Raw genomic sequence first — 23,847 nt, forward strand, 5'->3', positions numbered from 1 at the left:
CATGCCACCTTTACCAAGGAGGCCACATGAATCTTATGGCAGGTAAGTGTTCTGCAACAACGCCTTCCCTTTGGACAAAAAATAGCTCTCTCAATACGTCTGCTCCCGCATTGCATCGTGCTTGCGCCTGAGGGCATCTGCAGCTGCAGTTACTATCAATAATGTGCAAGCCGCCGCAGCCATACATTAGGAATCAAGATCATAGACGACGACAGCAAACGGTTTGATCCGCCAGTCCAATCGATTGGTCGAGCAGTGAAACGAGGTGCGCTTGCTACCGGTGGGGCACAACTCGTCAAGCTGATCTGCCAGATCATTTCGGTCATTGTATTGTCACGCCTACTGCAGCCCGAGGACTTTGGGATTGTTGCTATGGCCGCGCCGGTTGTGGCTTTTGTGGGCCTGTTTTTGGACATGGGCCTGACACAGGCGACGGTGCAAAAAAAAGCCATCACTTCCGCCGAGATCAACAGCTTGTTTTGGATCAACATGGCTGTCAGTGCGCTACTGGGTGCGATCATGATCCTAATCGCACCCTTCGTGGCAAAGTTCTACGGTGAGCCACAGGTGGCTCCGCTTGTCGCCTTGATGAGCTTGCAACTTCTTGTCGCAGGACTTGGTGCACAGCATTATGCCCTGGTCACCCGCCGAATGGCTTTCGGGCGCCTTGCCATGCTGGACAGTTTAAGTGCGGTGTTAGGATTAGCTGCAGCAATTGTCTGGGCATATTATGAAAGGACTTATTGGGCGCTTTTCGTCGGTGGCATGACAACGATGATATGCTCCACCTTGGGCTGCTGGATAAGTTCGCGTTGGCGTCCCGGTATGCCGCGCTGGGTCAGTGGGACCAAGGAAATGGTCAATTTTGGGGCGGGCATTACCGGATTCAACTTTGCCAACTATTTTTCCCGTAACATCGACCAGATCCTGATTGGACGCCAATGGGGCAACCAGCAGCTGGGACTGTATGACCGTGCCAACAGGCTACTGCTGTTTCCCTTACAGCAAGTCATCTACCCGCTCGGTAAGGTCATGGTGCCTGCCTTGTCACGAATGAATAATGAACCTGAGCGGTATAGAAAGGCGTATCTGCGCGTAGCTCCGTTACTGCTGTTCGTAGCATTGCCGGGCGTGGCAGTAGCAATTGCAATGGCCGACCTGCTGATCCCACTGGCCCTAGGCCGTCAATGGGAGGGGGCAGTGATGATTTTTCAGGCGCTTGGGTTTGCAGGAATGTTGCAGCCGCTCAACAGCCCTGCAGGCTGGCTGTTCATCAGCCAAGGCCGAACGAGGGATTTCATGTTGTGGGGTATGTTTGGGGCAATGACAATGACTATGGCAGTGATCATCGGCCTTCCTTATGGGGCTTTTGGTGTCGCGCTGGCCTATGCAATTCTTGAATATCTGCGTACACCCTTACTTTGGATTTATGTCGGTCGCATAGGAGCTGTAGAAGCCAAGCACATCCTGCGCGTTGCTTCACCCTTTGTGGTGGGTGCCCATGTCGCAGTAGCCTTATTATGGTTCTTGCAGTCGCACCTGCCAGGCGGATCAGTCGTTACTCTGATCATAGCTACCATTCTAAGTTACATGATTGTTACGGTAATAGCCTCACTGTTTGCGGCAGGGCGTGAAACCTTGGCAGAAGTTCGTATCCTGGCATCGAGAATGCTTATCATCAGGCTTGGCGGCACGAAGACGTGAACCAAAGCTAAGTCCAATCAACATGGATAGCAGACATGAATTATAGATCCTTGGCAGATTTGAACGATGCCATAATCACCAACTTGCACCGGCTTCCCTCTGATATCGACTTGGTTGTGGGTATTCCTCGCAGCGGGCTTTTGGCGGCCAATCTGCTAAGTTTGGTTTCAAATATTCCTCTGACTGACCTAGACTCTTTTTTGGAAGGACGGATCTACTCTTCCGGCACTTCGACTAAACGCACGCAACGACTGGATCGTAGCCTAAGCGATATGCGCCGCATCCTAATTCTAGATGATAGTATCAAGAGTGGTGACGCAATGCGTCGTGCTCGGGCGCGAATTACGGAGGCTGGCGTAAAAGGAGAAATTATCTTCGCCGCCGTTTACGGACTGAAGAATACCCATCCTGATGTCGACATTATCTTTGAGCAAGTTAGCAACCCACGTATCTTCCAGTGGAACTTCATGCACCATATCGTGCTGGATCAAGCTTGCGTCGATATAGACGGCGTTCTGTGCGTCGATCCGACTAAGCAGGAAAATGACGATGGTGAGGCTTATCGCCGCTTTCTAAGCGAGGCGGTTCCTTTACATACCACCTCGCGCAAGATCGGTTGGCTGGTAACAAGCCGGCTTGAGAAATATCGCGATTTGACCGAGGCCTGGCTAAAGAGCCGAGGAATTGAGTATGGCGAACTAATTATGCTGAACCTACCTAGTGCTGAAGAGCGTAGACGGCAGGGGGTACATGGCAGCTTCAAAGCCGACTTTTACCGCAAAACTGAAAGTACTCTTTTTATCGAAAGCGAGGAGCGGCAGGCCGATATCATTGCGCGCTTGTCTGGGAAGCCCGTTCTTTGCGTGGAAACTCATCAGATTCACTTGCCGAACCCGCTGTCCTCTGCAGCTGTCCAGCAAAATATACGTAATCTTCCGAACCGCCTAAGGCAGCGTAAGCACAGTACGGGCAATCATTGGAAGGTCATGGTACGTGGTATTCTTGGGGATAGGACGTACCAGACCCTAAAGAAGCTGATTCGCCCGCAGCCCAAGTCCTGACCCAGCTAAGCAAAAGGTATGTCCAATGCAGAATAATGATCCTGTAATCAGCATCATCATTCCAGTTTGGAACGGTGAACGGCGCATTGTGCAGACGCTTGAAGCGATTAAAGCGCAGACAGTCAAACGTAACCACTTTGAGGTGATCGTTATCGATAACGGATCAACCGACGGCACGGCTAATGCAGTACGGAGCTTTGATTTCGTCACCTTGCTTTCGGAGCCAATCCCCGGTTCGTACCGGTCCCGCAATCGCGGACTGGCCGTGGCGCGTGGAAAATACGTTTTATTCACCGACGGCGACTGTGTGCCGGCCGCTAATTGGATAGAACAAGCTTTTGCCGTCTTGAAGCGTCGACCGGATGCTGGAGTTTATGCTGGAGACATCGTGCTCTTCCGCGAGGAAGGCGCTCGGCCAGTTGCCACCTGCTATGAAGAATTAACCGCCTTTAACCAACTTTATAACACTAAACATGGCTATTGTGTGACGGCGAATTGGCTTTGCCGACGCGACGATCTGCGCGCGATCGGCGGATTTGATGCTAATTTACTATCTGGAGGCGATGCAGAATGCTCACGCCGGATGGTCAAAGCTGGTCATAAGATTATTTATGTTCCTGAAATGATCGTTGGCCACCCTACCCGAGCTACTCTTACAGAATTGATCCGCAAGCGGCGTCGCATCGTTGGAGGACGTTGGCATATAGACGGTTTTCGCGACATCGGTACATTTAAGGCTCTTTGGCGGCTTGCTCTTGAAGCAACAGGTCAAGCACGGTGGATGGTCAAGACGGATGTAAGCATATGGAACAAGATTGGTATACTTGGGATTACCGGTACATTGATGCTTGCCGCACAGGGAGAGGTGTTGAGATTGTCAGCTGGTCGCTCCCCATATCGGTCTTAAAATATAATAAAAATACCTATTAATTTTTCGCGAATGCTTGGAATATTTATTAAATTATAATCAGTGTTTTTTATTTTCTATACTGTGAAATAATTGTATTATTTATTATATTTAGAGATTCCTTTAGACATGAATGTAGCCCTCATGGCCAATAGCAAAGAAAGCCCTATTTTAACTGGTGCGCTTGAATTCAAATAATTAGGGTACGTAGAGTCGACCTGCTGAAGCAAATAACCTCGCTGCCAATGATACTTCCACAAAACATTATATTTATTTTTTCCGCGGGTAAGAATGTAGTGTAAAAATATTGGGTAGGTGAAGAAAGCTGAAAAAATTATCATCTTCCTTTGTCCCACTGGCCTATCAGACTTTAACTGCTGCAAAGCGTATCCACGCCCATGCCGGAAGGCTCGTCCGGAAAAAAATTCAACAGTAGTTTGTTTTTTTCTAACTAAATGTTGCACTGCCGTTTTGTGGGTAAACCAAGTCTTGAGGTTTTCTTTACTCTCAATTCTAACACAAAATTCTGTTTCGCTACCCATCGCATAGTTTACTTTGTTGCTGGGGCCTATATCTTCGTCAAATTTATATCCCTTTTTCAGTATCCAACTCCGGACTGCCATATTCGGTCCGTAAACATGCGTTGCTTTAATTTTCCCCTCTGGGCGATCGTTCTTTGCGAACAGAACGCCAAAGTGTTCTTCACTGTCAAACAACCATGCCGGAGGCTTGTCCATGAATTCTGGAATGACAAGCCCGCCGAATATATCGTAGCTTGGTTGCTCTTTGGCGACTTGCAACCATCCGTCAAGAAAACCTGGCATCGGGATGGCATCGTCATCAGTAAACACGTAAAGATCTGCTTTAGGCCCCTCTTCCCTATTGAGCCCCGCATTTAGCGCCAAATTTTTTCCTGGTCTTTCTTCATTATATACTTGAAGCGGAAGAACTTCTTTATAGAAATTCAAGATATCGGCAGTGTCATCAGTTGACCCGTTATCTATTATTACCATGCGCCAATTTTTCGAGTGGTTTAGACGACGGTATCCTTCTAGTGTTTTTCTTAATGTTGCGGATCCATTTCTAGTCGCAAACATCACAGTCAAAAATAGTTCATTCATGATAGCCCCTCCAAATCTTCCAGATGATCTTTTTTTTCATATGCACTAACAATTGCGACGATCTTTTTTGAGAAAAATTCGCAAGATCTGGTTTCGTATAATTAAAGGATTACAAACCTATATTTTATATAAATACTCTAAAAAATAAAATTTGGTTATGGTAAAAAATTAATCGCCGCCGAACAGGTCACGGGTGAACACCCGGTCAGCCACGTCCTGAAGGTCCAGGGTCAGGCGGTTTGCCACGATCACGTCGGCGCGCGCCTTGAAGTCAGTCAGATCGCGGATCACCTCGGACCCGAAGAAGCGGGCGTCGGGCAGGGCGGGTTCAAACACGACCACCTCGACCCCCTTGGCCTTCAGGCGCTTCATGATGCCCTGCACCGCGGATTGGCGGAAATTGTCGGACCCGGCCTTCATCACCAGCCGATGGATGCCCACGACCTGCGGCTTGCGCGCCAGGATCGCGTCGGCGATCACGTCCTTGCGGGTGCGGTTCGCATCGACCACCGCACCGATCAGGTTCTGGGGCACGTCGTTGTAATTGGCCAGCAGCTGCTTGCTGTCCTTGGGCAGGCAATACCCGCCATAGCCAAAGGACGGGTTGTTGTAATGCGCACCGATGCGCGGGTCCAGGCCGACGCCTTCGATGATCTGGCGGCTATCGAGGCCAAGCGACATCGCATAGCTGTCCAGCTCGTTGAAATAGGCCACGCGCAGGGCAAGATAGGTGTTGGCGAACAGCTTGATCGCCTCGGCCTCGGTTGAACCGGTCAGCAGGACCGGCACGTCCGTGTCCAGCGCGGCCTCGGCCAGCAGGTCGGCGAAGGCGCGTCCGCGGGGGCTGTCCTCTCCGACCACGATGCGGGACGGGTGCAGGTTGTCGTGAAGGGCCCGGCCTTCGCGCAGGAATTCGGGGCTGAAAATCACCTGCTGGGTGCCAAGCCGCGCGCGGACGTCCAGCGTAAAGCCCACCGGCACGGTCGATTTGACCACGATCACCGCCTGCGGGGCCAGTCGTGTCACGTCGCGGATCACCGCCTCGACGCTGGAGGTGTTGAAGTAGTTGGTGACCGGATCATAATCGGTGGGCGTCGCGACGATGACGAAATCAGCGCCCGCATAGGCCGTGGCCGGGTCGGTCGTGGCGGTCAGGTCCAGCGTCTGCGTGGCCAAGTGGCGGGCGATGTCGTCATCGATAATCGGGCATTTGCGGTCGTTCAGCATGGCCACGCGGCCCGCATCCACGTCCAGCGCGCGCACGGTATTGCGCCCGGCCAGCAGGACCGCGTTGGAAAGGCCGACATAGCCGATGCCTGCGACGGCGATGATTTTTCCGGACATGGTAAACCCCTTATGATGCGGGCCGCACCATAGCGCGCAGTAGCGCCGTTGCAACCGCTAGAGGCTTCCTCCGAAGGAAGGTTTATGTGTCCCTTCCCCGCGTTGCGGGGCGAGCGATCAATTTGGCCTTGTGCCAAATTGTCTAGTGAGTACACATAAATCTTCCTTCGGAGGTCGATTCATGGGTGCGCGCAACGATGACGATGATGCCTGGCGGATCCGATTGGATCGCAGCATCGGCGGCAGGATGCTCCATGTCACCACTCCGCGCAGCTTCGCCATCCTCCGCTGTGCCAAGATCAAGACCATGGGCAACATGGGGGCAAGCCTCCAGCATACCTTCCGGGAACGCGACACGCCCAACGCCGACACCCGGCGCACCCCCGACAACACTATCCTGGTCGGCGGCGACACCAGCCGCGCCGTCCTCGATACCTGGAAGGACCGCGCCCCCGAAAAGATCCGCAGCAATGCCGTCCACGGGCTGGAGTATTTCGTCGGCGGTTCCCCCGAAGCCCTGAAGGCCATGAGCCGGGAGGAGCAAGACGCCTATTTCACCGATGCCCTGGACTGGCTCAAGGCCCGCCATGGGGCGGAAAACGTCCTCTCCGCGGTGATCCACCGGGATGAGTCTACCCCCCACATGACGGTAATGACCATTCCCCTGGACGAACGCGGCAAACTGAACGCCCGCGCCATCGTCGGCAGCCGGCAGCAGCTCTCCGCCATGCAGACCGACTTTGCGGAACGGGTCGGCAAGACCCACGGGCTGGAGCGTGGCCTGCAGGGCTCTCCGGCGCGCCATGAGCGGGTTCAGAGGGCCTATGCCCATCTCACCGACCCCGATGCCGCCGTGAGCCTCCCAGAGCGCCGCAGAGGGGCCATTCTGGGCATCGGCGGAGAGACGGAGGCGGAATGGCGGGAAAGGGCCTCACAGGACGTCTCAGACGCTCTCAGGGGCGTCCAGGCCGCCCGGCATCGCGAGAACCGCACGCACGCCGTCGAACTGTTCACCCTCAAGCAGCAGGTCACCGGCACCCCGAAGATGCGGGAGGAGGTCAGCCACCTTCAGTACCAGAACCGCAAGCTGCAACGCGAGCTGAAGGCCACCGAGACCAGGGCCGAGCTGATCGCCAAGGAGAACCGCCGCCTGCGCGCTGTCCAGGACGGCTTGATCGCTGGCGGCAAAGCTTTTGCCAAGGAACAGGGTCTGGATGAGAAAGCCCTCGTCACCCGCCTGCAGACCGCCGCCAAGGAGGCGCTGGATGCGTTCGATGCCCCGGCCGCAAAGCCAGTGGTCAAGGCGAAGGCTCCCATCAGGACCAGGATCACCCCGCAGGCCAAGGCGGCGGTCGCGGCTGTCGCCCACGCGCCGAAGAAAAAACCGGTCGTCCAGGAGCAGGTCCGGGATGAACCCGCCGCAGAGCATCGGATCAAGCCGAAGGACGATGCCTGGGATGACGGGCACTGAGCCCTGTCTCGGTCTTTTCGGCAAGGCGCATGAAGGGCAATTGGCCAAAAATGTGGAATGTTAACTTCGCGACGTCAACGTCGCTGTCCTGTTCCTGCTGGCTGGAACGGCTCTGGACGCGAAGAACGGCGACGTTGGCGAGTGTAAAAATTACACGTCCATTTCTTGCCAACAATACCCTCCAACAGGCGATGCAGATGAGTGCCGATGGCGGGAAATGCGAAATGCGAAATGAATGCGTCGCCAGAACAAAGCGCGGATGCCCAAATGAAAATTTGGTAGACATCGGCTATATCCTGCAACTGCAACACCCCTATGGGCCGCATTGAGGACAAACTCGATCGCATCCTGAGCATCCTCGGCGACCGAAAATAGCTCTTGGCACCCACAACCGCGGCACGACCGACCGTGCCGGGTTTCGGAAGTCATAAGACCCGGAGAGATCCGGGTCCTCTCTTCCAACTTTGCATAGTTCCCAAGCTTTTATGAGAAAGTACGGCTCTGTTGCACAAATCGCGTCAGGGATTCATCTCGTGAATCCAGCGTGGTAGCTGTGATGCATGAGCAGACCCACACCCACGACTTACAGGACCAGGAACTGGCCAGCCTACAATGAAGCACTCAAGCGCCGGGGCTCGCTGACGATCTGGTTCGATCCCGAGATGAACTGGGATGCCGCGCCGACAGGCAGGCGTGGTCGCCAGCAGACCTACAGCGATGCCGCGATCCAGACCTGCCTTTCGATGAAGGTGCTGTTTGGCATGGCGCTCCGGCAGACGACCGGCTTCGTCGAGAGCCTGCTGCGACTGGTTGGCCTCGACTGGACGGTGCCCGACTTCAGCACGCTGTCTCGCCGTCAGAAGGCCTTGGCTGTCAACATCCCCTACCGCGGCTCCAAGGGCCCGTTGCACCTGCTGATTGATAGCACCGGGATCAAGGTCGAGGGAGAAGGCGAATGGCACGCCCGCAAGCATGGCGGCCCCAGACGGCGTGTGTGGCGCAAGATCCATCTCGGAATCGACGAGCAAACACTGGAGGTTCGAGCCGTCGAGATCACGGGGAGCCACATCGGTGATGCCCCGGTGCTACCCGACCTGCTCGATCAGATCCCGGCGGACGAGCAGATCGGCAGCGTCACCGCCGACGGTGCCTATGACACACGCAAATGCCACGATGCCATTGCCGACCGCGGCGCACATGCCGTCATACCGCCCCGCAAGAATGCAAAGCCGTGGAAGACCCTCACCGCCGGTGCCGCCGCGCGAAACGAAGCCCTGCGCGCCGCGAAATATCTAGGCCGCGCGCTTTGGCGACGATGGAGCGGATACCACCGACGAAGCCGTGCCGAAACGAAGATGCACTGTATGAAACTGCTGGGGCAGCGCCTCATGGCGCGGGACTTTGACCGACAGGTCGCGGAGATCCAGATCCGCATCGCCGTCATGAACGGCTACACCGCGCTCGGTATTCCTGTCACAGAAACCGCGGGATAAATCCGTCCGGGGAAAGGGGAACCTCGGACATCAGAGGCTTTGTGCAACAAAGCCCCTTACCCCTTTGCGGATTCAACAGTTCACGCTTCCTTGTCGGCAGATCGCAAAAGTTGTCCTATTAGGCTGTTTTCCCGTGCGGCGGAATTGTCTATCCAGTGCCGACATTTCCTGGGCGGCCCCAAGTGCTGTCTGCATGTCCTGTCCCAAGACCCTTTGTAACGATTATCCTGCCGGAGACCCTTTTTTGCGCGTGACCTATCTTGCCCATGACCTTGACGACCCCTCGATCTGGCGAAGGGTCAGGATGCTGCGCCAGGGCGGGGCACAGGTTCGGGTCGCGGGGTTCCGGCGGGGGCAGGGGGCGCTGCCCGAACCTGCGACGGTGCTGGGACAGACGTCGAACGGCCGCATGATCCAGCGCGTCCGCGCGATCGCCGAGGCATGGCCCCGCATCGCGCGCCTTGTCCCTCCGCAGGACGGCGGCCCCGAGGTCATCCTGGCCCGCAATCTGGAAATGCTGGCCCTGGGCGCGCGGCTGGCACGCGCCAGGGGCGCGCGGCTGGTCTATGAGCTACTGGACATTCACGGCATGATGCTGGGGCAGGGCATGCCCGCCCGTATCCTGCGCCGGGTCGAGGCCGGGTTGATGGCGCGCACCAGCTTGGTCGTCCTGTCCTCGCCCGCGTTCCAGACGCGCTATCTGCGCCATTTCAAGCAGCCGGACGTCCCAGTCCTGCTGGTCGAGAACAAGCCCTTCGCCCGGCCCGTTCCGTCGTCGCCGCAGGCCGTTCCCGCACCCGGCGGGGCGGAGCAGGGGGGCCCGCTGATCGTCGGCTGGTTCGGGATGCTGCGCTGTCGCTGGTCCCTCCAGGTGCTGGATCAGGTCACCCGTGCGCAGCCCGGACGGTTCCGGGTCATCCTGCGCGGGCGTCCGGCCCTGGACGTCATGGAGGATTTCCACGCGGTCGTGGATGCCAATCCCGACCTGTCCTTCATGGGCGCCTATGACTGGCCCGACGATCTGCCCAAGATCTATGCGCAGTTGGACGTGGCTTGGCTGATCGACCGGTATCAGGCGGGGCAGAACTCTGATTGGTTGCTTCCCAACCGCCTGTACGAAGGATGCCTGAACGGCGCCGTTCCCGTGGTTCTGGATGGGACCGAGGTTGCACGCCGTGTCGCGGCTTGGGGATGCGGTTTCACCGTCGCGGCGCCCGATGCCGCGGCCGTCGCTGCAGCCCTGTCCGCCATCGATCCCACGGGTCTGGCCGCGCGCCGTGCCGCGGTCGCGGCTCTTCCCCGCGCCGCGCTGGAGATGGACGAGGCCGAATGCCGTCACCTGACGGCCGCCATCTGCGGGGCAGGGGACGCGGCCTCGGTCGCATCCGCCGCCGCTGCCTGAGGTCCCGATGTCAGAACCCCATGTGCTGATCGTCATTCCGGCCCTGAACGAGGCGCGTCACATCGACGGCGTCCTGACCTTTGCCGTAGCCTTTGCGGCGCGGGTGAACGGGCTGGTCGTGGTCGCCGATGGCGGATCGCTTGATGCGACCTGCGACATCGTCCGCCGCCGAGCCGCCGCCGATCCCCTGATCCGGTTGATCGACAATCCCGGCCGGCTGCAATCGGCGGGGATGAATCTGGCCGTGGACCGGTTCGGGGACGGGGCCGAATGGCTGCTGCGGCTGGATGCGCACAGCGATTATCCCGCCGATTACGGCGACGCTCTGCTGGCCGAGGCGCAGCGGACCGGTGCCGACAGCGTCGTCGTCACCATGCATGCCGAGGGCCAGGGGTTTCTGCAGCAGGTCATCGCCGAGGCGCAGAATTCGCGCTTGGGCAATGGCGGGTCGGCACACCGGCTGGCGGGCGGTGGAGCCTGGGTGGATCACGGGCATCACGCTCTGATGCGGATCGACGCCTTTCGGGCGGTGGGCGGCTATGACGCGCGCTTCAGCCACAACGAGGATGCCGAGCTGGACCACCGGCTGACAGCCGCGGGCCATCGTATCTGGCTGACCGGGCGGACCCGGCTGACCTATTTCCCACGGGCGCGCCTTGGCCCCCTGATCCGGCAATATTTCAATTTCGGGCGCGGGCGGGCCCGCAACCTGCAAAAGAACGGGACCCGCCCCGCGGCCCGTCAGGCCGTCGTGGCCATGCTGGCCCCGGCGGCGGCACTGGTCGTGCTGGCGCCGTTCGGCGCGGTCTTTGCCCTGCCGTTACTGCTGTGGCTGCTGGCCTGTCTGGTCGGCGGCGTCATGATCGCCCTGCAGACCGGGCGGCCCCGCGGGCTGGTTGCGGGATTGGTGGCGGGGACCATGCACATGGCCTGGTCTGCCGGGTTCTGGCGGGAATGGCTGTCCCGCAAGCCCGCTGCGGAACGGACCCCTGCATGAGCGCGCCGTTGTTTCAAGACAGGGTGCTGATCGGCATCTGCACCTTCCGGCGCCCGGAACTGGCCGCCACGCTGGCATCGCTTGCCGTGCTGACGCCCTGCGGCCTGCCGGTGGCCGTGGCCATCGCCGACAACGACGCGCAGCCCTCGGCCCGCGACCTGGTCGAAGGGATCGCCGCCGACCATCCCCTCGAGATCAGCTATCTGCATGCGCCCCAGGCCAACATCTCGATCGCGCGGAACGCTCTGCTGGATCATGCCCGCGCCACAGGCGCGCGGCTGCTGGTCTATCTGGACGATGACGAGACGGTCGAACCCGACTGGCTGATGCATCTTGTGGCGGCGTGGCGCGATGCGGATGCAGGCGCCGTCCTGGGGCCGGTGCGCGCCCATTACCGTCCCGACGCGCCGATCTGGATGGACCGCGCGCGGGCGCATGATACGCTGCCGGTCTATGGCCCGGATGGCTCGATCACCAGCGGCTATACCTGCAACGTGCTTGTCGACCTGGCCGACCCGGCGGCGCGACGGCTGTCGTTCGACCCGGTCCGGGGCCGTTCGGGCGGCGAGGACAGTGCCTTTTTTGCCGGTTTTCTGGCCGCTGGCGGGAAAATCGCCTTTGCGCCCCTGGCTGTCGTGCACGAAACCGTGCCATCGGACCGCGCGCGCCTTGCCTGGTTGCTGCGGCGCCGCTATCGGATGGGTCAGACGCATGCCAGCCTGATCGCCCAGGGACGCCCGCGCGCCGGGCGCATCCGCGCGGCCGGGGTGGCGGTGGCCAAGGCCCTGGTCTGCGGCGGACTGGCCGTGGTCGGGGTGGCACGTCCGGCCTGGCGCAACCGCCAGCTGATGCGTGCGGCGCTTCATGTCGGGGCGGCCGCCCATCTTGGCGGCGCACGGCAGATCGAAATTTATGGAACGGCGCCGGATCGGTCGGATACCGAACCCCGCTCGGGACCCAAGGAAAGCTGATGGGACGCGAACTCAAGCCCTATGACGGGAACATGGCCTATATCGAGGCACCGGCCGCGCCGGCCCAGACCATCGATCTGCGGCGGTTGATGGTGGCATTGCGCCGGCAGCGCACGACCATCGTGCTGCCCGCCGTGCTGCTGGGGATGCTGGGCCTGACCTATTCCATCGCCAAGCCTGAAACCTACACCACCTATTCCAGCCTGCTTCTGGACAGCAACGTCAACCGGTCCGTCCAGCAGGCGGGCGGCATCGCCAGCGCCGCCCTTCCGGTCGAGCGGATCGAGAACGCACGCGTCGTCCTGGAATCGAACAAGCTGGCCGACGACGTGCTGAACCTGACCGGGCTGCAGGAGAACCCGTCGTTCATGGACCCGCCGCGGTCGGCCTTCACCTCGGCCATCGGGGGCTTCCTGTCGACGGTGTTCTGGCCGGTGACCTGGATCCGCGACCAGCTGGTCGCGCTGACCACCCCCGCCGATGTCATTAATCCGGACGACCTGATGGCGTCCGACGCGACGATGGCGCAGGTCGACCCTGCGCGTCGCCTGGCCGCCGCGCGGCTGCGGGGCGAGATCCGGGTGGACCGGATCGGCCAGAGCTCTGCCGTGGCGGTCAGCTATTCCTCGCATGACCCCGAGATCGCGGCGCAGGTCGCCAATGCCTATGCCGATCTCTATGTCCAGGACATCCTGTCCTCGAATGCCGATTCCGTCGGCCAGACCAATGCCTGGATGCGCACCCGCCTGGAGGAGCTGCAGGCGCAGGCGCAGGCTGCCGCCGGCGCGGCCGAACGCTTTGCCGCCGAGAACAGCCTGGTCGAGTTCTCCTCGGGCGGGCTTCTGACCGAACAGGCGCTGAACGAACTGAACTCCAGCCTGACCGAGGTCCTGACCGAGGCCGCGCGGGCGCGGGCGGTTCTGGACACCTATGACCGCGCCGTCGCCGGCGGGGTCGAGGGGCTGACCAACAGCAACAGTTCGCTGGCCATCGGCGGCGAGGTGTCGGACGAACTGCGGGCGCGGCTGGATTCCTACAACGATGTCCAGGCCCGGCTGCAGCGCCTGCTGGCCTCGTCAGGACCGGACCATCCGCAGGTCCCCGGCCTGCAACAGACTCTGGTCAGCACTGCCGAACGCCTGTTCATCGAACTGCAGGCTCAACGCGCCGAGGCCCAGAGCACGCTGGACGTCGCCAATGCCCGCGTCGAGGCCTTGCAGGAAAGCGTCCAGCAGGCCTCGGCCCGCAACAGCGACCAGGCCGCCAACTTCGTCCGGCTGCGGGCCCTGCAGGAAGAGGCCGCGACCCTGTCCGCGATCTATCAGCAGACCCTGACCCGATCGCAGGAAATCGAGCAGCAGCAGTCCTTCCCGGTGTCGAACGTGCGGATCCTGTCCTATGCCCAGGTGCCGACCACGCCCTCGGGCCCGGCGGTGCTGCGCACGGCGCTGGCCGCGACGCTGCTGGGGATGTTCCTGGGCATGGCCATCGCCGCGCTGCGCGAATGGCGCGAACGCTCGCTGCGGACATCCACCGACCTGACCGAATATTCGGGCCTGCGGTTCCTGGGCCACCTGCCGGTGCTGCCCGCGGTTCGTCGTCCCCGTGCGGTGGGCGCGGCACCCGCGGCCACCCGAACGCCACCGGCCACGGCCAGCGGGCAGACGCTGCCCGTCCTGTCCAGGCTGCGGCCGCCGGTCATCCAGGTGCCGGTCCCGGTGCTGCACTATCCCGATTCCGTTTATGCCGAAACGCTGCGCCATGTCCGCCTTGCGGGCGAGGCGACGGGCCGGGCGCTGCCCGTCACGGGCGTCACGTCGTTCCATCCCTTTGATGGACGGTCCTCGGTCGCCTTCAACCTGGCGGGCCAGCTGGGCATCGGCATGCATTCTGTCCTGCTGATCGACGCCGACAGCCGCGGCCGCACGCTCAGCAGGATGCTGGGCCTGGACCGCAAGCCGGGCCTGACCGACGCGGTCAGCGGCGGCGGCAACTGGCAGGACATGCTGGTCGGCATCGCCAACACCAACCTGGTCGTGCTGCCCTGCGGGCTGGATCAGGGCGGGCCTTCGGACGACCTGCTGACCGGCCAGATGCTGGGCCAGATCGCGGCCGAGGCGCGCGATGGCGATTTCAGCCGCGTCATCGTCGATGTCCCGCCGCTGTACCCCGTGGCCCAAGGCCGGGCGATCCTGCACGAGCTGGCGCAGTTCGTCATCGTGGCCGAATGGGGCCGCACCTCGCGCGCCATGGCCGAGACCGCCCTGGCCGAGGATTCCCTGCTGGAATCGCGGTGCCTGGGCGTCGTCTACGACCGCGTGAACCTGCGCAAGCTCAAGTCGTTCCTGCTGCCCGGAGAGATGGAGAACTATCTGGCCGGCCCCAAATCCTACATGTCGCTCAAGCGTCGCATGACGGGTCGGTAAGGTTTTCTTAACCTTTGTCGCTCACCTTGATGTCTCCCGTGCTATAGCGGGGGCAATCTGATGAGAGATGCGGCATGTTTGTCATCTGTTACCTGCTGGCTGCCTTGACGACGACCGCGGTGGCCCTGATCGGGGGCTCGGCGGCGGGATATTCGGCTTGGGAAAGCTTGGGCATGGCATTGCTGGCTGTGGTTTTCCTGCAGATGGTGATTCTGGGCTATGTGATCCTGGCCACGATCCGCAACACCCGCGGATCGCGTGCCACCCGGCCAAGAACCGCGCGCAATCAGCTGTCCATCCAGCCCAAGTAAGACTGCCCGCCCTTTCTGTGCCGAACGCCGATCGACAAGGACGTCACGATCCCTGCGACATGCCTTCGGAAGGCATGCCATGGTGACAGCCGCAGGACCTAACCCTTGACCTCGATGATCCCCTTGTCGGCCAGACCCGCGGATCGATCGGGGCGGTCGTCCATCTGGATGCTGCCCCGGTGGCGGGGCATGGCATGGGGCTGATCCGTCTGCAGATAGGCCAGCAGGTGCTCCCTGATCTCGCAACGCAGATCGAAGGCACGTCCGGCGTTGCGGGCACTGGCCAGGATGCGCACCTCGGTCACGGTCTCACGGAAATCGGTGACCTGCAGGGCAAAGACGTCGCGGTCCCACAGGGGTGACGCCCGAACGATGCGTTCCGCCTCAAGGCGCAGGTCGGGAATGCTGACCGCGTAATCGACATAAAGCATCACCACTCCGATCAGCGTCGCATCCGCGCGCGTCCAGTTCTGGAAGGGCTGGTCCATGAAGTAGCTCAGCGGCACGATCAGGCGGCGCTTGTCCCAGATGCGGATCACCACATAGGTGCCGCCGATCTCCTCGACATTGCCCCATTCGCCTTCGACGATCACCGCGTCGTCGATACGGATGGGCTGGGTGATGGCCAGCTGGATGCCCGCGAACAGGTTGCGCAGCACCGGCTGCAGGGCCAGGCCCAGGACCAGCCCCGCTGCACCCGCCGAGGCCAGGAGGCTGACGCCGTATTGCCGCACGCTGTCAAACGACATCAATGCCGCACTGATGCCGACGGCAACGATCAGCAGGCTGCCCACCTGCTGCAGGATGCGGGACTGGGTGACATGCTTGCGCGCCAGCAGATTGTCTTCGACATCGATGCGGAAACGGCGCAGATGCAGCGCGACCCAGATCTGCAGCGCGGTGCGCGCCACAAGGGTCATGCAGGCGATGAAGCATAACAGCAGCACGTGGCGCAGGGTGGCGGTTTCCTCGACCGTCAGGGGCGCGATGCGGGTGGCAATGGACAGGGCGGCAATGATCAGTGCCAGCTGGACCGGCCCGCGGGACCGGGCCAGCAGTGGACGCCAGAAATCACTGCGCTGCGCGATCGGGCGCAGCAGAAGACGGTCGATCAGCATCCAGCCCAGCCATGACAGCGCAACGGCGGCGACGAAGATCAGGGCGGTATCGGTCCAGCGGGTCATGCAGTCCTCGGAAGGGTTGACGGGTCAACACCAACCTCCGACATGGCGCTTCGTTCAGGTGCGTGGGTCTCTAGGTGTGCTTACCTGCCTGCCTGATATCGAGCGCGTCAGTCCTGCTTTCCGATCAGGCGGGATGAGTTTTCCAAATGCCCTTATTAAGCATCAAACCGGCAGCACAGGAGGAATCGTACTGTCAGAGCGCTTGACCGGCCGCTTCTTGAGATATTTCCTGAGAGGCTCGTCAATGTAATAAGTGCATACCCAGGACAGCAACAGAACACTTGCGATTATCGAAATTCCGATGAGAGATTTATGATCAGCCCATCGGTCCCCCATAAATACCTTAAAGATCCCGGTTTGAAAAAGAACGATCGGGGCGTGAAGAATATAAATTCCATAAGATAGACGTCCAAGATGGTTACATAGCTTGGATGACAGTCCCGTGATTTGATAGGCGCCACCAAAGACAAGTGCCATTGGAAATACTGCAGCAATCCAGAGTATCCCCAACCAAAGCGCATCTCTTGGAATGGCAACGAACGCAAAGCAGAGCATGGACAAAGAGAGAAAAGCCTTGTTGCTGCTCATGTTTTTTACCTGATGCCGAAAGATCAGGATGCCGACGCTGAAGGAAAACCAGAAACGTGCCGAACCGCCCAGCATTGTGGCAACGCTCCATCCCATGTCGATGCTACCCCATTGGAGGGATTGGTGAATCAGGATGGCGAAGGAAATAGCGGAAACCCCAAGAAGAACCTTTGTTCCCAGTCGGATCGCCAGAAGGGCATAAAGAATGTTGTACCAGAATTCGAAGCTCAAGCTCCAGGCCGAGGGCGCGAAGGGATAGGGCGTGAACCCCCATTCTGCCGCAGGAGCCCAAGGGGCAAGAAGAATGGTGGCAGGGATGGCCTCCGACAGTTGCAGCATGCTGGGGGCGTCATCTGAACCTGTGAGGTATTTTACGAAGAAATACGTGAATCCTATTCCGCATGCCATCAGGTACAGCGGATACAGTCGCAATGCCCTTGCCCAGACGAAGGACCTGAAAGATCGAGTGCCACTGATAAGCGATCTTTCATAGGACAGCGCAATAACAAATCCACTCATCAGGAAAAAAAGATCGACGGCCAGGAAAGATCCTTGAAGAAACTGCAAGCCGCCGAAATAGTCGCTGATATGGTAAAGAAATACTGAAATGGCGGCAATTCCGCGTGCGCCATCCAAGGCAGGATAATGCGCATTTTTATGGATCATGATAGTTCTGCAGTTCCCATGCATCAGGCTTAAGCTGTCCGTGGACCAGTTCAAGCGTAAGGCTGCTTCATCGACGATGGGAACGCTCTTACTGCAGAGGCATATGCCTCGCCACCTGTCTTAATGCGCTACATGCTCAAGCAACCTTTCAACGCCGGCTCACCTCATCGAACGGGCCAGTGCCCGCACTTGGCCGACGGTTCGCACGCCTAAGGCTACTCGACCTTGCTGGTATGCAGCCTTGGTGCAGGGTGCCGCACATAAGGTGCACCACGAGCGCTAGTACTTATCGGAGGGGGTGGTGCTTGGGGTCCCACACTTGTGCGGGTTGGTCCTCATGCCAACCGCCTGGAGGGCAAGATACCGGGCAACAGGGGATTGTGCCGTAAGACATTCCAGAGAGCGATAACTGCGCAATTAACAACCAAAAGTTTACAAAACTACAATAAATCAACTTAAAGTTTAATTACGTAAGTAAGCAGCCTTTATAAGGATGTATCAAAATAGGGAATTACAAAGATATTATCTTGCGATGCTTGAGGAGACGAAGAATTCAGGTGTCCTTCTGATGCAGCGGCTTGAGAGTAGGTGTTCAAATTCCTGTCATGCCAAACCGGAAAACGGGTCATTTCCGGTGTATAGAGTGGTGAAACCTGCCTTTTCATTCCCATGTTGCTTACGGCTTGGACTGGCTGCAAAAAGTTTGGTGACCACAGCGTTTCCTGTAGGCACTTGATTCAACCTAACTAAAAAGACAGCCACGGGGCATTTGCAGAAAAAACCTTTTCATGTCGGCTATTTAAGTGGCGACGCTTTGGAGTGGTGATTTTGCATGATGTGTTAACCATATCTTACGGATTGCTAAAATTTTAACGAGATGATGTAGAGTGCCTTCCCAGGACGATGGCGGCACGCCGTCCGCATCTCTTGGCATCATTCGGCAAGAACGTTTAGTTATCATGAGGTTGGTTGTTAATATGCGAACGATACGTGCACAGCGAGATTTCGTGTCGAACTGTCGCCCCTCCCTCGCGGCCAACACCTCTCTTGCGGGACTGCATCGGGCGCGCGCAAAAAGGGCCGCCCCTGTGGGTGGCATGGCCAAGCGGGGGCTGGATGTCACGTTGGCGGTCCTGGGCCTGCTGCTGCTGGCGCCGCTGATCCTGGCGCTGGTCATCGTCCTCAAGCTGACGGATTCCGGGCCGCTGCTCTACGGGCACCGCCGCGTAGGCTTCGGCGGGCGCGAGTTCCGCTGCTGGAAGTTCCGCACCATGGTCGTCAACGGCGACGCCGTTCTGGAGCAATACCTGCGCAAGCATCCCGCCAAGGCGGCCCTGTGGTACGAACAGCGCAAGCTGGTCGACGATCCGCGCGTCACCCCCTTGGGCGCCGTGCTGCGCAAGCTGAGCCTGGACGAGCTGCCCCAGCTTCTGAACGTGCTGACCGGAGAGATGAGCCTGGTCGGCCCGCGTCCGGTCGTGCGGGCAGAGCTGGACCATTACGCCAGCTCGACCCGCCACTATCTGGCGGCCCGCCCCGGCCTGTCCGGCCTCTGGCAGATCAGCGGCCGCAGCAACACGACCTACATGGAGCGCGTGCAGATGGACCGCTTCTACGTGATGAAGTGGAACCCGTGGATGGACCTGCGCATCATCTTCATGACCATCCCCGCCGTCGCGCTGTCCCGCGGAGCGCATTGAGCGGGCGGCTGTATCCGATGTAGTCCAGGTGATAAGGCCTTTAGGCCTCACCGTTACCTTCCGCATCTATCCGGCACTGGCCATAGGATCATGTGCCTGACCCACGCCGCTCCCACAACGGAAGGGAGTGGCCGCAACGTTGCCTTGGGCAGTGCGAAGCATGCTGCTTTGAAACACCGGCCTGCCAGCGTCCGCTGCGGTGCTGACCTGCTAGGAACACCGCTAGTGCCCGGTTCACGGTCACCATGATCGCGTCATCGACCGTGCCGGAGGACGGGCACAGCTTGTCCATGGGCAAAGTGGCCGCCTTGTCAATTATTGAGCAAGGATTCGGAGTAATTTCTGGTTCTTTTTACTGTTAGCCAGGGTCTCAGTTGATGCGTTTGATCACGTGAATCTCGCCTTCAAAAGGTGAACAAAACTTTGACCGCAGGCTACTCGGGCAAAGCCGGTTTGGGGCTTCCTTGGATCAGACTGCGGGTCCTTGCCTGCGGAAAATAGGCATAGAAGGTGGCCCTGCTGACATCTAGGCGCCGGGCGATCTGGGCCACGGGAATGCCGCGGTCCCGGAGCAAGGCGCGGGCCATGGCAAGGTCCGCCTCGGTCAGCTTGCGCCGGCGTCCGCCCTTGCGGCCGCGGGCGGCAGCGGCCTTCAGCCCCTCGATCGTCCGCTCGCGGTTCAGGTCCAGGAAGTATTCGGCAATGGTGCCTAGGAAATTGAACATCAACCGCCCTGTGGGCGTCTCGGTGTCGATGGCCTCGGTCAGGGATCTCAGGCGCACCCCCTGCCCCTGCAGCCTGTGGGCGGTGTCCAGCATCTCGCGCAGGCTGCGGCCCAGCCTGTCCACCTTCCACACCACCAGCTGATCCTCGGGGCGCAGAAAGGCCAGCGCGGCCTCCAGGGCGGGACGCCCGGTCCCGGCACGGCCGGATTCCTTCTCTTCGAAGATCCGTTCGCAGCCTGCCCGTTTCAGGGCATCCCGCTGCAGGTCCAGTTTCTGGTCTTCTGTCGAGACGCGGGCATATCCAATCAGCATGTCCAAATCGTAGGCCAAGAGGGTATTCCGGACAACTGATTTCCGGACAGGGTTTCCGGACAGAAAAGGGTTCTGAAACCATGCCTGCGGACGGGCCGGTCAGGCCTGTCCGGAAAACGACCGTTTGATTGACGCTCGATCAGCGGAAGGTGATGCGGATGGGACGGCGTGCCCGGCGCGGGACCGGCTTGCCGATATGGTCCCTGAAACGGTGGGTATAGCAGATGGCGGCGATGATGATCGCGGTCCCGGCGCTGAACTGATAGAAATACACGACCTCGATCCACATCAGCATGAACAGCCGCACCATGAACAGGGCGAAGAAGACCGATGCGGCCGACGGACTGCGGATTGCCCAGCCCAGGCAGGCCCACGCGGCAGCGATGAAGATCAGGGCCTGAGCGGCAGTCGCCAGGATCCCGATCTCGACCGCGTTCGAGATGGGCGTGTTGTGGAAGTTGAACCCGCTGCGGCCCGCAATGCCGAAATCCGCCCAGAGCTGTTCGGCCAGCGGCTGTCCGGGAACCCAGAAGGCCTGGAACCCGACCCCCAGCAGGGGCCTTTCGGCGATCTGTCCGAATGCCACCGCCCACAGGTCTGTCCGGCCGGTCAGCGTGATGTCCTTGCCGGTCACGTCTAGGAACAACCGCGCCAGCTCATCCGAAAGCGAGGACAGCAGGATGGCAATCGCCGCGCCCAGCACGACTGCCAGGGCGATCGCGACCAGGCGCATGTAGGGCGTCAGGCGCTGCATCAGGATGATGACGCCGAAGACTAGGATGACGGCCATGGTGCTGACCAGCGCCCCGCTGGACTGGCCCATCACCAGAAGCACCGCCCCCAGGAACATGGCGGCCAGCGCAGGCAGGCGCCAGCGCATCGAAAGGCGCCGGTCGACCAGCACCGCAAGGGAGGCGATGATCAGCACAGAGCTGGCATCCGCGAGGGCGTTCTTGCTGGCATGGATGCCCAGATATCCCATCCCGTCGGACCGGGCCCGTCCCAGCAGAAGGCTGGCCAGCCCCCCCATCGCGCTGGTGGCAAAGACGATCTTCACGAAGGTCATCGGGGCCAGCCGATAGCCGATGGCGACCGCGATGATCACCGTCAGCACCAGCTGGATACCATAGCGCAACGTCAGCGAGGTATAGTCCGACCAGGCAAAGGACATCACGCACCACAGCGCCACCAGCACGATGGGCCATTCGCGCCGCAGCGAGGCCAGCACCTCGCCGGGCCGGGTGGCCACCAGGGCCATGCCCCCCAGCAGGAACAGCAGCGCGCCCTTGGACCCCAGGGGGGTGATGAAGGTCAGGCCGAAGATCGCGATGAATGCCGCGATGGCGTTGGGGGAATAGCTCAGGACCCGGCGTCGCGGCTGGCGTGCCGGTCGTCTGGCCGTCATGGGCGCGCCGGCGGGCATGGTCTCGACCATCAGCGGTCCTCGCAGGTGACCGAACCCTCGAACAGGCAGGACGCATCCAGCGGGGTGAAGGCCACCCAATCGATCTCATAGGCCAGGGGGCCGTCCTGCGGCTCCTGGTGGCCCATCCAGTCGGTCAGGGTCGCGGTGCTCCAGAAGGACATGTACAGCTTCTGCGGATGGGTCGGCAGGATGCTGTCGGGTTCCGTGCGGTGGACCTCCCGGCCGTCCAGAAACCAGGTGATCCCCTCGGGCGCCCACCGGAAGCCGACCGTGCGGAAGTCCTCGTCAAAGGCCGTATCGGAAGGCGTGGTGCCGCCGTTGTGGGGCTGGCCCGAGACATAGGTGTTCATCGTCATCACGCCCGGATCGCGGGTCAGGATCTCGATGTCGATCTCGTCATGGGGAGAGTCGTGGACCGGCCCGGCATAGGTGAAGACAGAGGCGTTCAGCCCCGACTGGCGCGGGGTGCGGATGCGTGCCTCGTAGGTGCCGTGCTGCAGATAGGCCTTGCTCTGGATCTCTCCGCACAGGGCGGGCCGGTCGCTGTTTCCCGGCGCCGGGATGTGGAACAGCGTCAGCAGGCCGCCGCGCACCTGGACCGCCCGGCCCGACCAGTGGCAGTCCTGCCAGTCGCCGTTGGTCCAGCCGTCCGACACGTACCAGCGGTCCTTGTCCAGCCCGTTCGTGAAATCCTCGAAGAAGCCGTCCGCATCGGGATGCGGGTCCGCCTGCTGGGCAGACAGGGGCTGCGCCGCCAGGATGAGCGCGAGGGCGAGAGCGGATGAATGGCGCATGTGCAAAGCCTCTTGGCCGCATGGTTGCCGTGCAGACCCGCCCGGCTTATGGAAGCCGCAGCCAAACGGGTCAAGGGAAAGGCGTTCACATGTCGGGCAATCGGACGGGACGGAACGCATGACGCCTCCCGTGGTATCGGTGGTGATGGCCAATTTCCGGGGTGCGGCGCATCTGGCCCGCGCGATGACCTCGGTCCTGGCCCAGTCCGAACGGCGGCTGGAGCTGATCCTGTCCGACGATGCCTCGGACGATGACAGCCTGGCCATCGCCCGCCGGATCGCCGCGACCGATGACCGGGTGCAGGTCATCGCCGCGCCGCGGAACGCAGGGCCCGCGGCCACGCGCAACCGGGCTCTGGATGCCGCGCGCGGTGCGTGGATCGCTGTCGTGGACAGCGACGACCTGATCCATCCCGACCGGCTGGCGCGCCTGATCGCCGCCGCGGATGCGGCGGGTGCCGATCTGGTCGCGGATGACCTGGTCTATTTCGGGACGGTGCCGCAGGGTCGGACCCTCCTTCAGCCCCTCGGCCTGTCCGCGCCCATGATGCTGGATGCGGCGCCCTATCTGCGCAGCAACGACCCCGGCGCGTCTCTGCCCCCCTACGGCTATCTCAAGCCGGTGATCCGACGCACCGCCCTGGCGGGCCTGCGCTATGACGCCGGGCTGAGGATCGGAGAGGATCACGACCTGGTGCTGCGCCTGCTGATCGGGGGCGCGCGCTTCCTGCTGCTGCCGGACCCGCTTTATGCCTATCGTCGCCATGCGGGGTCGATCTCGCACCGGCTGTCCGTCGCGACCGTCGAGGCGATGCTGCAGGCGCATCGCGCCCTGCCCCCGATGCCCGACCCCGAGACGCGCGCGGCCGCCGCGTCGGTGGACCGCCAGCTGCGCCGAGCCCTGCGCTATGAGCATCTGGTCGCCGACATCAAGACCCGTCGCTGGCTGGGCGCCCTGCCCCGGCTGGTCGACCCGGCCATGCTGTCGCGCTTGGCGGAAAGCCTGCGCGACCGCCGCAGCCGTGCGGTGGACCTGCCCCAGGACGCAACCGCCCTGTCCGACCCGTTGCCGCGGATGCCGCAGCCCGGCCAGGCCTGGGACCGGCCCCCTGCCCCCTGTGCTGCCCGGATCGCGGCCATGGCCGCGCAGGGTGGCCGCCTGCCGTCCGGGGCTCCGTCCTGGGCGGTCTGGCTGTCAGAAGCGGTGGTGGACGCCGGTTCGGCGCAGTGATGCCGGGGCGCCT

Annotated in this window: 20 protein-coding genes; 12 read left to right on the forward strand and 8 right to left on the reverse strand. The window is 60.9% G+C overall.

The window, feature by feature from the left end; translation table 11 throughout:
• Window positions 1–255 precede the first annotated feature (255 nt).
• The 3 genes from EOJ32_RS19560 to EOJ32_RS19570 are packed head-to-tail and all read left to right on the forward strand — an operon-like array spanning window position 256 to window position 3,672.
• On the forward strand, window positions 256–1,704 hold the full coding sequence (locus EOJ32_RS19560; RefSeq protein WP_206692795.1) for a lipopolysaccharide biosynthesis protein: 1,449 nt from the start codon (window positions 256–258) through the stop codon (window positions 1,702–1,704).
• A gap of 35 nt (window positions 1,705–1,739) precedes the next feature.
• Entirely contained in the window at window positions 1,740–2,765 is a 1,026-nt protein-coding gene (locus EOJ32_RS19565; protein ID WP_127899976.1) for a phosphoribosyltransferase family protein, read from the forward strand.
• 25 nt (window positions 2,766–2,790) lie between these two features.
• Window positions 2,791–3,672, forward strand: coding sequence for a glycosyltransferase family 2 protein (locus tag EOJ32_RS19570; protein ID WP_127899977.1), 882 nt, complete (start codon window positions 2,791–2,793; stop codon window positions 3,670–3,672).
• A gap of 98 nt (window positions 3,673–3,770) precedes the next feature.
• On the opposite strand, the gene EOJ32_RS19575 is transcribed toward EOJ32_RS19570, so the two are convergent.
• The gene (locus EOJ32_RS19575) at window positions 3,771–4,793 is read right to left on the reverse strand and encodes a glycosyltransferase family 2 protein (protein ID WP_127899978.1); all 1,023 of its coding nucleotides are present in this window, start codon (window positions 4,791–4,793) and stop codon (window positions 3,771–3,773) included.
• 168 nt (window positions 4,794–4,961) lie between these two features.
• The gene (locus EOJ32_RS19580) at window positions 4,962–6,137 is read right to left on the reverse strand and encodes a nucleotide sugar dehydrogenase (RefSeq protein ID WP_127899979.1); all 1,176 of its coding nucleotides are present in this window, start codon (window positions 6,135–6,137) and stop codon (window positions 4,962–4,964) included.
• A gap of 181 nt (window positions 6,138–6,318) precedes the next feature.
• Between EOJ32_RS19580 and mobV the strand changes: the two genes are divergently transcribed.
• Window positions 6,319–7,608 (forward strand): MobV family relaxase, encoded by a 1,290-nt coding sequence (gene mobV, locus EOJ32_RS19585; protein WP_127899980.1) that lies wholly within the window; start codon window positions 6,319–6,321, stop codon window positions 7,606–7,608.
• Here mobV and EOJ32_RS19590 read toward each other — a convergent pair.
• The gene (locus EOJ32_RS19590; protein ID WP_127899981.1) at window positions 7,571–7,894 is read right to left on the reverse strand and encodes a hypothetical protein; all 324 of its coding nucleotides are present in this window, start codon (window positions 7,892–7,894) and stop codon (window positions 7,571–7,573) included. The two genes, mobV and EOJ32_RS19590, sit on opposite strands and share 38 nt — an antisense overlap.
• A gap of 274 nt (window positions 7,895–8,168) precedes the next feature.
• Here EOJ32_RS19590 and EOJ32_RS19595 point away from each other — a divergent pair, with 274 nt between their 5' ends.
• From EOJ32_RS19595 to EOJ32_RS19620, 6 genes are all read left to right on the forward strand, one after another.
• On the forward strand, window positions 8,169–9,101 hold the full coding sequence (locus tag EOJ32_RS19595; protein ID WP_127899982.1) for an IS5 family transposase: 933 nt from the start codon (window positions 8,169–8,171) through the stop codon (window positions 9,099–9,101).
• Between the two features lie 304 nt (window positions 9,102–9,405).
• Window positions 9,406–10,503 carry a glycosyltransferase family 4 protein gene (locus EOJ32_RS19600; protein WP_164871520.1) on the forward strand — a complete coding sequence of 366 codons (1,098 nt, stop codon included), beginning with the start codon at window positions 9,406–9,408 and terminating at the stop codon, window positions 10,501–10,503.
• Window positions 10,504–10,510: 7 nt separating this feature from the next.
• Window positions 10,511–11,500 (forward strand): glycosyltransferase family 2 protein, encoded by a 990-nt coding sequence (locus EOJ32_RS19605; protein WP_127899984.1) that lies wholly within the window; start codon window positions 10,511–10,513, stop codon window positions 11,498–11,500.
• Entirely contained in the window at window positions 11,497–12,471 is a 975-nt protein-coding gene (locus tag EOJ32_RS19610; protein ID WP_127899985.1) for a glycosyltransferase family 2 protein, read from the forward strand. Before EOJ32_RS19605 ends, EOJ32_RS19610 begins: the two co-directional genes overlap by 4 nt.
• The gene (locus EOJ32_RS19615; protein WP_127899986.1) at window positions 12,471–14,897 is read left to right on the forward strand and encodes a GNVR domain-containing protein; all 2,427 of its coding nucleotides are present in this window, start codon (window positions 12,471–12,473) and stop codon (window positions 14,895–14,897) included. The genes EOJ32_RS19610 and EOJ32_RS19615 overlap by 1 nt, the downstream gene beginning before the upstream one ends.
• A 74-nt stretch (window positions 14,898–14,971) precedes the next feature.
• A complete protein-coding gene (locus EOJ32_RS19620; RefSeq protein ID WP_127899987.1) occupies window positions 14,972–15,208 on the forward strand; it encodes a hypothetical protein in 237 nt (78 codons plus the stop codon).
• Between the two features lie 98 nt (window positions 15,209–15,306).
• On the opposite strand, the gene EOJ32_RS19625 is transcribed toward EOJ32_RS19620, so the two are convergent.
• Complete coding sequence (locus EOJ32_RS19625; RefSeq protein WP_127899988.1) at window positions 15,307–16,392, reverse strand: mechanosensitive ion channel family protein; 1,086 nt, start codon at window positions 16,390–16,392, stop codon at window positions 15,307–15,309.
• 162 nt (window positions 16,393–16,554) lie between these two features.
• Window positions 16,555–17,646, reverse strand: a complete 1,092-nt coding sequence (locus tag EOJ32_RS19630; protein ID WP_164871521.1) for an acyltransferase — start codon at window positions 17,644–17,646, stop codon at window positions 16,555–16,557.
• Between the two features lie 1,097 nt (window positions 17,647–18,743).
• Here EOJ32_RS19630 and EOJ32_RS19635 point away from each other — a divergent pair.
• Complete coding sequence (locus tag EOJ32_RS19635; RefSeq protein ID WP_206692796.1) at window positions 18,744–19,346, forward strand: sugar transferase; 603 nt, start codon at window positions 18,744–18,746, stop codon at window positions 19,344–19,346.
• A gap of 434 nt (window positions 19,347–19,780) precedes the next feature.
• On the opposite strand, the gene EOJ32_RS19640 is transcribed toward EOJ32_RS19635, so the two are convergent.
• The 3 genes from EOJ32_RS19640 to EOJ32_RS19650 form a co-directional block, all read right to left on the reverse strand.
• A complete protein-coding gene (locus EOJ32_RS19640; RefSeq protein ID WP_045983288.1) occupies window positions 19,781–20,383 on the reverse strand; it encodes a recombinase family protein in 603 nt (200 codons plus the stop codon).
• A 139-nt stretch (window positions 20,384–20,522) separates the two neighbouring features.
• Window positions 20,523–21,818: an O-antigen ligase gene (locus EOJ32_RS19645; RefSeq protein WP_127899991.1), complete on the reverse strand. Its 1,296-nt coding sequence runs from the start codon at window positions 21,816–21,818 to the stop codon at window positions 20,523–20,525.
• Window positions 21,818–22,603: a family 16 glycosylhydrolase gene (locus EOJ32_RS19650; RefSeq protein WP_045983279.1), complete on the reverse strand. Its 786-nt coding sequence runs from the start codon at window positions 22,601–22,603 to the stop codon at window positions 21,818–21,820. Before EOJ32_RS19650 ends, EOJ32_RS19645 begins: the two co-directional genes overlap by 1 nt.
• Before the next feature lie 118 nt (window positions 22,604–22,721).
• On the opposite strand from EOJ32_RS19650, the gene EOJ32_RS19655 reads away from it, so the two are divergent.
• Entirely contained in the window at window positions 22,722–23,834 is a 1,113-nt protein-coding gene (locus tag EOJ32_RS19655) for a glycosyltransferase (RefSeq protein WP_164871522.1), read from the forward strand.
• Window positions 23,835–23,847 lie beyond the last annotated feature (13 nt).

Source organism: Paracoccus sp. Arc7-R13 (assembly GCF_004010775.1).
GTDB classification, from domain to species: Bacteria; Pseudomonadota; Alphaproteobacteria; order Rhodobacterales; family Rhodobacteraceae; genus Paracoccus; species Paracoccus marcusii.